This window comes from Eggerthella timonensis (assembly GCF_900184265.1).
GTDB lineage: Bacteria > Actinomycetota > Coriobacteriia > Coriobacteriales > Eggerthellaceae > Eggerthella > Eggerthella timonensis.
Window position 1 is genome coordinate 3,803,326 of the sequence record NZ_FXXA01000002.1, and the last position, 13,299, is coordinate 3,816,624.

Genomic DNA, 13,299 nt, shown 5'->3' on the forward strand with positions numbered 1-13,299 from the left:
ACCCGTGAAAGGAGCACCGCTTTGGACTACCGCGAGGTCATCGGCGAGGCCATCGTGTTCATCGAGAACAACCTGCGCGAGCCCCTGAACGCCGTCATGGTGTCCAAGGCGGTGGGCTACTCCTACTACCACTTCCATCGGCATTTCCTGTTCGCGATGGGCGAAACCGTGGGCAGCTACATCCGCGGCCGGCGGCTGACGCAGGCGGCCTCCGAGCTCGTGCACAGCGACCGGAACATCCTCGACATCGCCGTCGGCCTGCGGTTCGAATCGGCCGAGAGCTTCTCCCGCGCATTCAAGAAGAAATACCGCCTGACGCCGAGCGCTTACCGCAAACAGGGAGTGGACGCGCTCATCTCCAGCCATCCGCCTCTCGACCCTGCGGACGTCGGCGGTTTGATCAGCCTGAGCCCGGACATCGTCGAGGTACCCGGCATGCGCGTCCTGGGGCTCACGTACGAAATGAGCGTCGCCGAGAACGAAAGCCCTGCGATGTGGGCACGGTTGAACGACCTGCTGGCGCGCGCGGAGGGAGCGCCCGTCGTCGGCGATCGGTACGGCTTTTACGAAAGCGGCGCCGATTGCAGCCAGACCACATTCGAAGAGGGAACCGCCGTGCGGGCGTTCATAGGCACGGCGAGCCCCGAGGGCTGCACCATCGAGGGCTTTGCGGAGAAGCGCTTCTCTGGCGGGCGCTACGCGAGGTTCGTCCACCGCGGCAGGGTCGAGGATCTGCCGTCCACCTACCGTTACCTCTGGGGCGTCTGGTTTCCCCAAAGCGGCTACGATCTGGCCGATCGCGACGATTTCGAGCGCTACGGCCCCCGCTTCCTCGGCCCCGACGAGACCACCTCCGAGATCGAGGTGTTCTTCCCTATCGCGTGAGCGGGGCAACCTGAATAGACGTTATCCCTCGATCTCGTACAGCCGCATGTCGCCTTCGCTCAGCAGAAGCTCGAACCCGGGCGTTTGCTCGTCGATCGATTCGATGCCGCGCCAATTCTCCTCCTTGTAGCGCAGCTTGAGCGTGGTGCGATCTTCGCCTTCCGGAACGTCGAGCATCAGCACGTAGCGCGCGCCGATCTCGTCAACCACGCGCCGCACCTCGCGCGACGAGGCGATGTCGCACAGCTGCGTTCGCAGGATCTCGCTCTCTTCGGCACTTCCCCGCCCGGTATCGGACGAGCGCCTGAAATAGGTGTTGATCCCTTCCACGCCGTAACTCCAACAGCTGCCGTCGCTGGGAACGTTGATGACGAGCGAGCCTGCGGGAATCAGCTCCATCGCCTGCTTCACGAACGCGTCCTCCTCGCTCGTCAGCGCTTTGTTCCACGAATAGCGCGTCGAAACCTCTCGATGGATCTTCGCCAGCCCCGCTCCAACATCGGCGTTCCCTATCAGCTTCGCATGGAACGGGAAGAACTGGCACGCCAACATGAGCGCAACGAGGATGCCCACGGGCAGGCGCCAGCATGTCGGATGATCTTTTTGCACCTTCATCGCCTTCGCGCACCAGCCTCGCGCAAGATCGACCAGCTGCACGAATCCGAGCGCAGCCAGAGGAATGGCGAACAGGGCGGCCATCGCTCCCGTACGGTTCAAGTCGGTGTACCAGAACCCGGTGAGCAGCTGCTTCACCGCGCCGTCGGTCGACGCATCGACAACGTATGCCAAAAGCGCGAACGCGTACGCTACCGTCATCCACAGGAAGCGTCTGTTGCGGCACGTGTAGATCACGCCGGCAAGCACGGCGACGCTGAGAAACGGCTGCACGCCTTGGCGCACCGTGAACATGAACAGCAACCCGCTAACGATGGCCTCGACGGGCGACAGCGTTGCCTCCCACGTGTATTGGACGACGTTCTGCAAGAACGGCGCAAGGTACAGCGCCGCCCACCCCGCACAGGCAACGACCATCAGCACGATCGCCCCTGCAACGCGCTTCCGAGTGAGACACGGCGCATCGTCACCGGGTAGATAGAAGATGCGACTGACGCAGTAGAGCACAGCCCAAATACCAAGCGTGAACGCACCGTTCGGTTGCGCAAGCGCTATGGCGGCCAGTCCCACGGCCACCGCACACGCAAGCCGCACCTTGCCCGAAAGCCCTGCAACTTCGATGGCCCCCATGAGCGCTACGAACGCGAGCGGGATCAGGATAAACGCGAGCATATTCGACAGCAGCTGTCCGAACACGACGAACCCCCAGGGGAACCCGCAAAACGCCACGACGAACAGGGAGCCAGCCCATACGATGCGCTTGTCTTTCTCGAACAGCTTGTGAAGCAGCAGGCACATCCCAAGCGGGAATACGATCGCCACCAATGCGACGATCATGGCATTCGCAGCAAGGGTCACGCCGTTGCCGACGAGCGATGCCGCAACGGCCGTCGCAACATGCCAGGCGGAAGGATAGAAATTGCTGATCGTCACCTGATCGAGATACGAATGGGCATGCAATGTGGAGAACGTGCCGGTATCCAGGAACCCTCGCACGATCGCAAGGTGCACGGTCGTGTCGTCGTTGCGCGAAAACGACTCGGGGCCGTCGATGGCCAGCAAGAAGACGACGAACGTGACGACAAGCGCCACTGCGACGTACAAGGCAGCTATCTTGCACGCTTCTCTTGCATTTCCGACTGCGATAAGCTGACGGCCCGAACCCCTCGCAACTGCTTTGCCAACCAGCAACGAAACAGCGCCGAGCGCAATAGCACTGGCAAGCAGCACCGGCCCTGAGCAGGAAATGCCCGCTTCGAACAGAACGATGCCGACCGCCGTCAAAGCGAACACCGAGAACATCGGCGCAATGGCAACAGAGGAAAAGCGGGCGATCGAAAGCGCACGCGCGAAGAGGTATCCCGGGGCGTACAGCACCGCAACGCATGCCAAAACAGCGAGCAAGAATGTGAACCACATAGATGTCCCCCATAGTAAGATCATTCGGAAACGCAGCGTCTTTCGCGAACATCGCAGTGCAGATTATACCCGCAGATACTCCGAATGCGCACCGCGGCCGCCCCGGATGGGGCGGCCGCTGGAGGGAGGGGAACGCGCGTCTTGCGCGGCGTGCGCGCTGCCGTTACAGCTCTGCCAAGTCGCGACCCAACAGGTACGACAGCGTGCCGCACACGGCACCGAGGTTCTGGCCGGGCATGACGAAGTTGTAGGTGTTGGCGTAGAAGTCGCCGGTCATGATGCCCGTGTTGTACAGGCCCTCGATGGGCGTGTCGTTCTCGTCGCACACCTGCATGTTCTCATCGGTGCGCAAGCCGCCGCACACGGTGAGGAACGTGGCGCCCGTGATCTTCGTGGCGTAGAACGGCGGCGTGGAGACGGGGAACAGGATTTCGGGATTCACGTGGAACTGCTCGTCGAGCCCCTGTTCAGCGTATTCGTTGTACTGTTTGATGGTGGCCAGCGCCTGCTCCTGGTCGATGCCGTCCATCTGCTTCACCAGCTCTTCGATGGTGTCGGCCTTGTAGTACGTAGCGCCTGTGCCGATGGATTGCTTGCCGTTCTCGGCGTTCTTGTCCCACGACGCGATCACCTCGTCGGGCGTGAGCGGCATGATGCCGTTCTCGTGGTCGATGCAGCATCCGAACTGCTCCCACTCGTCCTGCGTGTAGGCGTACGCCTTGTCCCACACGGCGTAGGCGGTCTTCTGAGGAAGCTGCAGCACCGAGATGGCGCCGTACGCGAAGTTCGTGCACTCGTTCTGGTAGCGCTCGCCGTGGATGTCCATGTTCAAGCCCCAGAAGTTGGAGATCACGCCGTGCGCCGGACCCGATGCGCCGCCGTTGATCATAGGCGGCACCGGGTACGTCTTCTGCCAGGCGGCGCCCACCCACAGGCCCATCTTCTGGCCGTCGCCGGGCATGAGGCCCGAGTACACCAGTTCGGCATCGTAGTCCACGTCGCCGAACGAGAGCGCATCCTTGAAGTGCTCCCACGCCCACGGGCTGTACTTCGCCATCATGTCGGGGTTCTTCGAGAAGTCGCCCGTGGCCAGCACCACGGCCTTGTTCGCCATGTACTTGACGTACGAGCCATCCTCGCGCTGCGCCACAACGCCCGACACGCGCCCGGTGTTGTCGTCCTCGCGGATGAGGTACTGCGCGACGGTCTTGTAATGCACCTCGCCGCCAAAATCGCCCGTGAAGATGTCGGCGTACGCCTGCGCTTCGAGCGGCGCGCCGTACAGAGCACCGAAGGGCTGCTCGTCGGTATAGAAGTTGTGCGACGCGGGCGGCACGGTGATGGTGCCGTCGGGATCGTAGTAGCCCGGCTCGAGGCAGCACTTGAGGCCTTGCTTCTCCATGTGATCGATGGTCCAGTCGATGGACTCGCCCGAATGGTTGATCCAGCGCTCCCACTTCTTCTTGTCCATAAGGTACGTGCCGGCGGTCTGCTCGGCCTTCACGATCTCGCGCGCGGTTTCGGGCGAGTAGTCGATGCCCTTAGCCTTCTGGTACTTCGACCCGATGGCGTGGTTCGAGCCGCCGCGGCTGATGGGCTTGCTGCTGGCGGAGAACACGATGACGTCGGCGCCCTGCTCGGCGGCCGACACCGCCGTGCACAGCCCGGCCATGCCCGCGCCCACCACCACGATGTCGTGCGTGATGGTCTCGGCGATGTCGGCGTCGGCCACCGGCTCGGGCGGAATCTCGAAGCTCCACTTCATGTGCTGGTAGCTGTCGGCCGTCAGCACGTCGGACGCGGCTGAGGATGCCGAGCCGGCGCTGGCAGTGCTTCCCTCGGACGCGGCGCCGCCCGAAGGCGAGCACGCGGCAAGCGCGCTTCCCGTAGCCGCCAACGCACCGGTAGCCAATGCCCCTTTGAGAAAATCTCGACGATTCAGTTCCATGCGATTTCCCTCCTTGTGATCGGTTGCGGAACACGGGTCCAGTCTTGCACGAACGCGAGCGGCTCGCGTTCACCCGCGCCTGGTGTTTCATGAGAAAAGGGGTCACATAGATCAGGTGAATTGCCGCTTCCGCTGATCATCGGCACGTCTTTTTGGGCATCGGCCATCGAAGCGCCGATCGATTTCGCCTACAATAGCGTTTGGGGAGGGGTTATGGCGCATACGGAGAAAACTCAGCTGTTCTTGGTGGCCACGGGGTTCGCCTGCTTTTTGGCGATGAACTCGTTTTCGCTGTGGGGCTTTTCGTTTTTGCCGCAGTTCGCGTTCGGCGCGAGCGCGCAGGACAGCTGGAGCACGCCGGTGCAGCTCAGCAACATCACCGCGTTCTTCGTGTACTTCGTAGGTTCGACGCGCTTTCCACGACTGTTCGACCGCGCACCGTTCTTCGAGGCCGTGCTGCTCATCGCGGCAGGCATGATCTTCCTGCTGGGATTCTTCGTCACGTCGTCATCCGTCATGCTGACCGTGTCGGCGATTCTCGTGGGCGTGGGAAGCACGTGCTGCTTCATCTGTTGGGAGACGGTGCTGTCGCTCAGCGAGCCGCGCGAGACGAAGAAGCAGATCATCCTGGGGTCGGTCCTGTCGCTGCTTCCCTTCGGCCTGTTCTTCGCGTTCGGCCAGGCCGGCTTGCTGTTCACCGAGTCGCTGCTGGCATTCTGCAACCTCGTCCTGCTGTTCTTCACGCTGCGGTTCGCGGGCGGTGCGCCCGTTGCGGCACCTCCCGCGACGCCGACCGAGCAAAGGTCGCCGCGCGCGCCGTCGCTCATCCGCCGTCACTTCTGGAAGCCGCTGCTGTGCATCGTCATGATCGGCGTGATCTCGCCCGTCATCGGCTCGGTGGCGTTCTCGAACGACCTCGCGTTCTTCGAAAGCTGCGCTATCGTGTTCGCGGCGAACCTCCTATCCGCGGCCATCCTCGCTATCGTCTGGCTGGCCCTCGACAAGGAGACCACCATCTCAAGCGCGTACGTCGTGCTGTTTCCCGTGCTCATCACCGCGTTTCTGGCGTTCCCCTTCGTAGCCGAGCAGTACCGCATCGTCGTGGTGTTCGTGGGCAGCTTCGGATTCACGCTGTTCTCCATCGTCATGATGGTGTCGTGCATCGCCATCGCGCGCGAACGCGGCCTCGGCCTCGTGTTCGTGTACGCGCTGTTCGCCGGCGTCACGTACGTGTCGCGCCTGATCGGTCAGGGTTTGGCTGCCGTGATCGGCCGCAGCTCGCTGTCGCAGGAGACGCAGATCGTGACGAGCGTGTTCGTGCTGCTGTACGGGTGCTCGTTGGTCATGTTCATCCTCGTGCGGAAAAGCGCCGCGCGACCGAAGGAGCCCGCCCCCAGCGGCATCGACGTGCTGCAGCAGGCGTGCGCGCAGTTGGCCGCCGAGCATGGGCTGTCGGCGCGCCAAGCCGAGGTGCTCGACCTGCTGGCGCACGGCTACGACGTGCCGTCCATCGCGAAAAAGCTGTTCATCTCGGAAAACACCGTGCGCACCCACACGAAGAAGATCTACGCCCTGCTCGACGTGCATGCGAAGCAGGAGATCGTCGACCTCGTGAACGCCCGCTGCGACAGAGGCGCCGAGGACGAGTAGGGCATTCGGAATGTGCGGTTTTCACCGGAATGTTGCGCTGGACTTGCGTCTTCGAGCCGTTCTGCAAACGCGACCTGGTAAAACGCATGCGAATCCCCGGCTCGCGGTGCATCTGCGACGCATAAACGCAACATTCGGGTGAAAACAGCACATTCCGGACGTCAACGTGCGGCATCTTTGCGCAACGTTAACGTGCAAGGCGCGTCTTTCGCATCCTCTTAACGCGCGCGTCCGTATGCTGCTTCTCGAACGGAAAGGAGCATGCATGGACGCAATCGGGATAGCATCCCTCGTCATCGCCGGGTGCGGGTACACGGCCGCGGCGCTGTTCTTGCTGGGGCTGCTGTTCGTCGACGTGACGGAAACCGGTTGGCGCATCAGGGCGCCGTGGCGTTGAAACCCTCCCGCAACGCACGGCGGCCGCCCGAGGGCGGCCGCCGGAGCAAGCTCGATGCGCGCTCTCGCGCTACGGCAGCAGCAGCTGCGCGATCTGCACGGCGTTGAGGGCCGCACCCTTGCGGATCTGGTCGGCGACCACCCACATGGCCAGGCCGTGGTCCACCGTGTCGTCGCGGCGCAGGCGGCCGACGTACGTCTCGTTCGTGCCGGCCAGCAGGCCCGGCATGGGGTACGTGTTCGTGGCGCAGTCGTCCATGACCACGATGCCGGGGAACGCCTCGAGAGCCGCGCGCGCGGCCTCCACGCTCACCTCGTCGGCGAACTCCACGTACACGGCCTCGGCGTGGCAGCGCAGCACGGGCACGCGCACGCACGTGGCGGCCACGCGGATGCCCTGGTCGCCCATGATCTTCTTCGTCTCGACGACCATCTTCCACTCTTCTTTGGTGGAATCGTCCTCGAGGAATTTATCGATGTGCGGGATGCAGTTGAACGCGATGCGATGCTGGAACACCTCGACGGTCAGCTCGTCGTCGGGCGTGCCGCCGAGGAACGCGCGCGTCTGGTCGTACAGCTCGGCCATGGCCGGTGCGCCGCCGCCGCTGGCCGCCTGGTACGTGGACACCACCACGCGCTTGATGGGCGACAGGTCGTAGAGCGGCTTCAAAGCCACCACCATCTGGATGGTGGAGCAGTTCGGGTTCGCGATCACGCCGTTGTGCCACGCCACGTCGCCCGGGTTCACCTCGGGCACCACGAGCGGCACGTCCTCGTCCATGCGGAACGCGCTGGAGTTGTCGATCATCACGGCGCCGGCCGCGGCTACGGCCTCGCGCATCTCCTTCGACACGCCCGCGCCGCACGAGAACAGCGCGATGTCCACGCCCTCGAACGACTCCGGCGTCATTTCCTGCACCGTGAGGTCGCCCGCCGGCACCTGGCCGCAGCCCAAGAACGGCAGCGCCTTGCCCGCCGAGCGGGCGGACGCGAGCGCGCGCACCTCGGCCGCCGGGAAGTCGACGTCGTGCAGCACCTGCAAGAACTCGGCGCCCACCGCGCCCGTGGCGCCCGCCACGGCCACCACCGGGTTCGCCGACATCTTCTTTGTCCAAGTCATCGTCAGTCCCCTATCTACCCTTGTTCATCTTCGCGGCGATTTCCTCGGCGCTCAGCTGCGTCTCCTCGAACACGCTGTCGGAATCGAGGTCGAACGCCTTGTGCAGGCAGCGCACGGCCGCCGCGGCCTGCGCGCCGTCCACCACGACGGACAGCCGGATGGGCGACGTCGAGATGGCCAGGATGTTGATCTGGTTCTCGCCGAGCGTCGAGAACGCGCGTGCCGCCACGCCGGGCGACGACTTCATGCCCGTGCCCACGAGGCTCACCTTCGCGATGTCCTCGTCCACGTCGTAGTCGCGGGCGTTGATGTCGGGCAGGATGCGCTCCACCGTCTCCTTCGCGCGCGGCAGATCGGCACCGGGGCACGTGAAGCTGATGTCGGTGATGCCGTCCTCCGAGATGTTCTGGATGATCATGTCCACGCTCACCGTGTTGCCCGCCAGCGCCGAGAACACCTTCGCGGCCACGCCGGTCATGTCAGGCACGCCGCGGATGGTGAACTTCACCTCGGACGTGTCGTGGGCGATGCCGGTGATGACGGCTTCCTCCATCATGTCGGTCTCCTCCTTGATATAGGTGCCTTCGGCGTCGGAGAACGCCGAGCGGGAATGAATGACGACCTGGTACTTGCGCGCGAACTCCACGGCGCGCATCTGCAGCACGCCGGCGCCGGAGCTGGACAGCTCCAGCATGTCGTCGTACGAGATGACGTCGAGCTTCTTGGCGCGCGGGCACACGCGCGGGTCGGCCGTGTACACGCCGTCCACGTCAGAGTAGATCTCGCACACGTCGGCGCCCAGACCGTGCGCCACCGCCACCGCCGTGGTGTCGGAGCCGCCGCGGCCGAGCGTGGTGATGTCGCCGTTGGCGTCGATGCCCTGGAACCCGGCCACCACCGCGATCACGCCCTTGTTCAGGGCTTCCATGATGCGCTCGTTGTGCACCTTGACGATTTTGGCCTTGGCGTGCGTGCCGTCCGTCTCGATGCCGGCCTGGCGGCCCGTGAAGCTCATGGCCTTGTAGCCGCGCGCCTCGATGGCCATCGCCAGCAGCGTCATGGACACCTGCTCGCCCGTGGACAGCAGACGGTCCATCTCGCGCGCCGGCGGATTGTCGTTGAGCGAGGCGGCGAGGCCGACGAGCTCGTCGGTGGTCTTGCCCATGGCGGACACGACGGCAACCACCTGATGCCCTGCCTGCTTCTTCGCGATGAGCTTCTTCGCGACCATCTGGATGCGCTCAGGCGAAGCGACGGACGTGCCCCCGAATTTTGCTACGATTAGCGACATGGTGCTCTTTCTCGTCAGGTTGAACCCAATCGGCTGTCCACTATACCAAACAACCTGCTTGGCGAGCCAGAGCGACCGCCGCCACCTGCCGTTTTTTCACGGGGAAACAACAAGCGAGCGCCTCAGCGACGCCTACACCTGCAAAACGAACGGCCGCCCGCGCACCGTGGCCACCTCGAGCGCCACGTCGTATACCTGCTCGAGCAGCGCCGGCGTCACCACGTCGCACGGGTCGCCCTGCGCAATGACCCGTCCGCCGGCGAGCGCCACCAGGTGGTCGCTGTAGTGCAGCGCCTGGTTCACGTCGTGCAGCACCATGACCACCGTCATGCCGTACTCCCGGTTCAGCTGTCGGACGAGATGCAGGATGTCCAGCTGGTAGCGCACGTCGAGGAAGGTGGTGGGCTCGTCGAGCAGCAGCACCTGCGAGCCCTGCGCCAGCGCCATGGCGATCCACGCGCGCTGCGCCTGGCCGCCGGACAGCGACGAGACGGGAAGCTTGGCGAACGGGGTGAGGCCCGTGGTTTCCAGCGCCCATGTCACCATGCGCTCGTCCTCTTCGGCGTCCGTCGCGTGCCCGATGCCGCGATGCGGGAAGCGCCCGTACGCCACGAGCTTCTCCACGGACAGATCGACCGGCACCGTGTTGCGCTGGTGGACGATGGCGACGAGCTTCGCGAAATCCTTGAGGCGCAGCTGGCTCACGTCGCCGCCCCGCAGGAAGATGCTGCCCGCCTGGGCTTTGAGGTTCTTCGTCATGAGGTTGAACAGCGTCGACTTCCCCGAGCCGTTCGCGCCGATGAGCGTGGTGACCACGCCTTCGCGCAGCTCGAGGTCGAGGTCCTCGAAGACGCGTTGGTCGTCGTACGCGAACGACAGCCCCCGTATCGTGAACACGTTATTCGCCATAGTTGTTCCGCGCCTTCCTCAACAGCAGGATGAACACCGGTCCGCCGACGATCGACATGATGACGGCGGCGCTGATCTCGTACGGAGCCGCCACCGTGCGGCCGATGGTGTCGGCCAGCAGCAGGCAGAACGCCCCCAGCACGATGGAGTACGGGATGAGCACCCGATGTGCCGTGCCCACGAGCAGCCGCGCGATATGCGGCACGACGAGGCCGAGGAAGCTGATCGGCCCGATGATGGCCGTGCTGATGGATGCCAGCAGCACGGCCACGGCGGAGATGGCCAGGCGATTCTTGTTCACGTCGATGCCCAGCGAGCGCGCCGTCTTGTCCTCGAGCGCCAGCAGGTCGCACCGCTTCGCCGCGAACAGCGCCAGCAGCAGCCCCACGAGCGCATAGCTTGCGAGCGTCCACAGATCGTCCCAGGTCTTCATCGTGATGTTCGCGTCCACCAGGCTGGCCACGCCGCTCATGGAGGAACCCGTCCCGGAATCGAACGCCGACATGATGCCCGCGAACACGGCGCTCACGGCCACGCCGACGAGGATGATGCGCAGCGGCGCCAGGCCGCCGCGCCACGACAGACTGTACACGATGAGGAACGCGGCCATGCCGCCCGCGAACGCGAACAGCGGCGTGAGTAGGAACAACGCCGGGAAGAACGCCGTCATGAGCACGGCCACGAGCGACGCGCCGGAGCTGATGCCGATGATGCCCGGGTCGGCCAGCGGGTTGCGGATGGCCGCCTGCAGCAGCACGCCCGAGACCGCCGTGGCCGCGCCGCCCGCCATGGCGATGAATATCCGCGGGAAGCGCAGGTCGTAGATCGTGGACACCGTGTCGTCGTAGGCCACGAACAGGCCGTTGAACAGCTGCTCCGGGCTCACCCGCAAGCTGCCCGTGTTCACGGCAACCAGAAACAGCCCCACGAGCGCCACCGCCGTCACGACGAACGCCGCCCCTTTGCGCAAGGTGCTTACCATGCGATACCTTCCTTATCCCTGTTTGTCCACGATGCTGGAGACGCCGCTCGAGCCCGCGCCGCCCGCGATGCTGGCAGCGGCGTCGGCCACGGCGTCGGCATCCTCCGTTGACGAGGTCGCCTCGGCTGCGGCGGAGGCCGCTTCGCCCACGACGGTCCCGTCGCTCCCCTCTTCCTCCCCGTACAGAACGGTGCGCAGCTCCTCCAACGCGTCGGGGTAGTCGAAATCCGCGCTCATGCCGAACTTGTCGGAGGGGAGGTCGTACACCCGGCCTTCCTGCACGGCGCGGAAGTGCTTCCAGATGTCGTTCGTGGCGAACTCGTTGGCGAACATGGCCATCACCTGGGCGGGCAGGGCGTGGGACGTGCGCAGGATGATATCGGGGTCGCGCGCCTGCATGTCCTCGGTGTTCACGTTGATGAACTCCTCGTCGGCGTCGGCGTAGACGTTCTCGCCGCCGGCCAGCTCGACGAGGCTGCCCACGTAGCTGTTCGGCGTGGCCACCACGTACGAGCCGGGGACGCCCATCAATATGAGCACCTTCGGGGATTCCTTGCTGCCGTTACGGGCGCGATAGTCTTCGATGAACGCCTCGTACTCGTCCACGAGCGCCTGCGCCTGCTCCCGGCGGTCGAACGTATCGCCCAGGTAGGCTATGGAATCGTACAGGCCTTGGACGCTGCGCAGGTTCAGGAACACGGACGCCTCCATGATGGACGCGTACTTGGGCTGCAGGTCGCTTTGCAGCGAGTTGGGGGACAGGACGTAATCGGGCCGCAGCGACTTCAACAGCTCCAGGTCAGGGGACATGGACGTGCCCACCCGCTCCACGTCGGCGTAGCGCTCGGGCAACCCGCGCGAAGTGGTTGACACCCCCACCAGGTCGAGGTCGAGCTTGTCGCACACCTCGGCGATGGCAGGCGAGGTGGCGACGATCCGCGGCTCGTAGGAGCCGTCCTCGCTCTCCGAGCGCTCGGGATGCTGGTCGACGCACCCCGCCAACTGCAGCGAGCAGGCGAGGCACGCCGCGAGGACGAGCGCGCCCGCACGGCGCGCCGCACGCCCGACCCCGCAGGTCGTCGACGCGCGCTCAGGCACGGCTCGCACGCTCATCGGCATCGAGCGCCTCGCCGGCGTCGGAAGCCTTGTCGCGGCCGGAGCCTGCGGGCGCGCTCGCGGCGGCGGCTGCCGCTGCGGCGGCGCTCGCCTGCTTCGCGCGCTTCGGGCGCAGGTAGACCGCGTACACCGCCACGCCGGCAACCACGATCACGCCCGCGGCGATCCCCGCGATCAACGCGAGGGTGCCGCCGTCGAGCGACGCTTCCGCCTGCTTGCCGCCGGTGACCTCGCGGCCCTCCCCGTCGAACTCCTGCACGCCCTCGTTCGGCGACGTGCCGGTCAAATCGTCGGCGTCCTGCACGGGCTCGTCCTCGGCGGCTTCCGCGTCGCCGGACGTTCCGGAGGCGTCGGCGTCGGCGGCCGAGGCCGCCGCGAGAGCCGCATCCTCGGTGCCCTCGCCCGGCGTCACGGTCTGCACGAACGTGCCGTCCGCATCGCCTTCCTGAAGCGCCCCGAGCGAGATGAAGTAGACGACCGCGCGACCCATGGGGATCACGTCCATGGAGCAGCGGACGGTCGCCGCCTCGCTGGGAATCGCGAAGCGGTAGTCGGCCGTCGCCGTGGAGGTGGCGCTGTCGGTGCCCGTCTGCATCTGCACGGCCTCGACCGGCTCGTACGACGATCCGTCCGCAGACACCTCGAGGGCGATGCTGCTGATCTGGTCAGCCAGCTTGAAGCGCAGGCTTGCGTACAGCGTGCCGTCCGTGTCCCGCTCGATCAGGGCGTTCTCATAGACGATGCTCGTCACCATCGACTCGGCCAGCGCGACGTTGCTGCTGCCGGCGGCGTCTTCGATGGCGCCCGTCGCAGGGTTCTCGTAGGTGGGGTTCGTCGCGGCCGTGTACACAGCCGAGACAGCGGCGAACGCCGGCCCCGGGGAAACGGCGCTCGCCACGAGGACGAGTACCGTTGCCAGGGCGCAGGCCGCCGCGCATGCGGATCGAATACGCGTGGTCATACCGTGC

General features: G+C 65.3%; 11 protein-coding genes. 3 read left to right on the plus strand and 8 right to left on the minus strand.

Features of this window, described 5'->3' with window-relative positions; translation table 11 throughout:
• Window positions 1-21: 21 nt before the first annotated feature.
• The gene (locus tag C1A15_RS16370) at window positions 22-885 is read left to right on the plus strand and encodes a GyrI-like domain-containing protein (protein WP_101723551.1); all 864 of its coding nucleotides are present in this window, start codon (window positions 22-24) and stop codon (window positions 883-885) included.
• A gap of 21 nt (window positions 886-906) precedes the next feature.
• On the opposite strand, the gene C1A15_RS16375 is transcribed toward C1A15_RS16370, so the two are convergent.
• Both C1A15_RS16375 and C1A15_RS16380 read right to left on the minus strand, forming a co-directional pair.
• Complete coding sequence (locus C1A15_RS16375) at window positions 907-2,943, minus strand: DUF6541 family protein (RefSeq protein ID WP_342746820.1); 2,037 nt, start codon at window positions 2,941-2,943, stop codon at window positions 907-909.
• 139 nt (window positions 2,944-3,082) lie between these two features.
• Window positions 3,083-4,867, minus strand: coding sequence for an FAD-dependent oxidoreductase (locus C1A15_RS16380; RefSeq protein ID WP_101723553.1), 1,785 nt, complete (start codon window positions 4,865-4,867; stop codon window positions 3,083-3,085).
• Between the two features lie 213 nt (window positions 4,868-5,080).
• Between C1A15_RS16380 and C1A15_RS16385 the strand changes: the two genes are divergently transcribed.
• Together C1A15_RS16385 and C1A15_RS17370 are read left to right on the plus strand one after the other, a co-directional pair.
• Window positions 5,081-6,517: a helix-turn-helix domain-containing protein gene (locus C1A15_RS16385; protein WP_146001882.1), complete on the plus strand. Its 1,437-nt coding sequence runs from the start codon at window positions 5,081-5,083 to the stop codon at window positions 6,515-6,517.
• A 265-nt stretch (window positions 6,518-6,782) separates the two neighbouring features.
• Entirely contained in the window at window positions 6,783-6,914 is a 132-nt protein-coding gene (locus tag C1A15_RS17370) for a hypothetical protein (protein ID WP_015761364.1), read from the plus strand.
• Between the two features lie 69 nt (window positions 6,915-6,983).
• On the opposite strand, the gene C1A15_RS16390 is transcribed toward C1A15_RS17370, so the two are convergent.
• The 6 genes from C1A15_RS16390 to C1A15_RS16415 all read right to left on the minus strand — a co-directional run bounded on the left by C1A15_RS16390 (window position 6,984) and on the right by C1A15_RS16415 (window position 13,292).
• On the minus strand, window positions 6,984-8,033 hold the full coding sequence (locus C1A15_RS16390) for an aspartate-semialdehyde dehydrogenase (protein ID WP_101723555.1): 1,050 nt from the start codon (window positions 8,031-8,033) through the stop codon (window positions 6,984-6,986).
• A gap of 10 nt (window positions 8,034-8,043) precedes the next feature.
• The gene (locus C1A15_RS16395; RefSeq protein WP_101723556.1) at window positions 8,044-9,324 is read right to left on the minus strand and encodes an aspartate kinase; all 1,281 of its coding nucleotides are present in this window, start codon (window positions 9,322-9,324) and stop codon (window positions 8,044-8,046) included.
• A gap of 132 nt (window positions 9,325-9,456) precedes the next feature.
• Window positions 9,457-10,233 (minus strand): ABC transporter ATP-binding protein, encoded by a 777-nt coding sequence (locus C1A15_RS16400; RefSeq protein WP_101723557.1) that lies wholly within the window; start codon window positions 10,231-10,233, stop codon window positions 9,457-9,459.
• Window positions 10,223-11,215 (minus strand): FecCD family ABC transporter permease, encoded by a 993-nt coding sequence (locus C1A15_RS16405; protein ID WP_101723558.1) that lies wholly within the window; start codon window positions 11,213-11,215, stop codon window positions 10,223-10,225. The genes C1A15_RS16400 and C1A15_RS16405 overlap by 11 nt, the downstream gene beginning before the upstream one ends.
• Before the next feature lie 12 nt (window positions 11,216-11,227).
• Window positions 11,228-12,328 (minus strand): heme ABC transporter substrate-binding protein IsdE, encoded by a 1,101-nt coding sequence (isdE, locus tag C1A15_RS16410; protein WP_101723559.1) that lies wholly within the window; start codon window positions 12,326-12,328, stop codon window positions 11,228-11,230.
• Window positions 12,306-13,292, minus strand: a complete 987-nt coding sequence (locus tag C1A15_RS16415; protein ID WP_101723560.1) for a heme-binding Shp domain-containing protein — start codon at window positions 13,290-13,292, stop codon at window positions 12,306-12,308. The genes isdE and C1A15_RS16415 overlap by 23 nt, the downstream gene beginning before the upstream one ends.
• Window positions 13,293-13,299 lie beyond the last annotated feature (7 nt).

Coding starts and splice junctions, on each gene's coding strand:
- C1A15_RS16375 (WP_342746820.1), bottom strand. CDS start 2,943: ATGATCTTACTATGGGGGACATCTATGTGGTTCACATTCTTGCTCGCT.
- C1A15_RS16380 (WP_101723553.1), bottom strand. CDS start 4,867: ATGGAACTGAATCGTCGAGATTTTCTCAAAGGGGCATTGGCTACCGGT.
- C1A15_RS16385 (WP_146001882.1), top strand. CDS start 5,081: ATGGCGCATACGGAGAAAACTCAGCTGTTCTTGGTGGCCACGGGGTTC.
- C1A15_RS17370 (WP_015761364.1), top strand. CDS start 6,783: ATGGACGCAATCGGGATAGCATCCCTCGTCATCGCCGGGTGCGGGTAC.
- C1A15_RS16390 (WP_101723555.1), bottom strand. CDS start 8,033: ATGACTTGGACAAAGAAGATGTCGGCGAACCCGGTGGTGGCCGTGGCG.
- C1A15_RS16395 (WP_101723556.1), bottom strand. CDS start 9,324: ATGTCGCTAATCGTAGCAAAATTCGGGGGCACGTCCGTCGCTTCGCCT.
- C1A15_RS16400 (WP_101723557.1), bottom strand. CDS start 10,233: ATGGCGAATAACGTGTTCACGATACGGGGGCTGTCGTTCGCGTACGAC.
- C1A15_RS16405 (WP_101723558.1), bottom strand. CDS start 11,215: ATGGTAAGCACCTTGCGCAAAGGGGCGGCGTTCGTCGTGACGGCGGTG.
- isdE (WP_101723559.1), bottom strand. CDS start 12,328: ATGAGCGTGCGAGCCGTGCCTGAGCGCGCGTCGACGACCTGCGGGGTC.
- C1A15_RS16415 (WP_101723560.1), bottom strand. CDS start 13,292: ATGACCACGCGTATTCGATCCGCATGCGCGGCGGCCTGCGCCCTGGCA.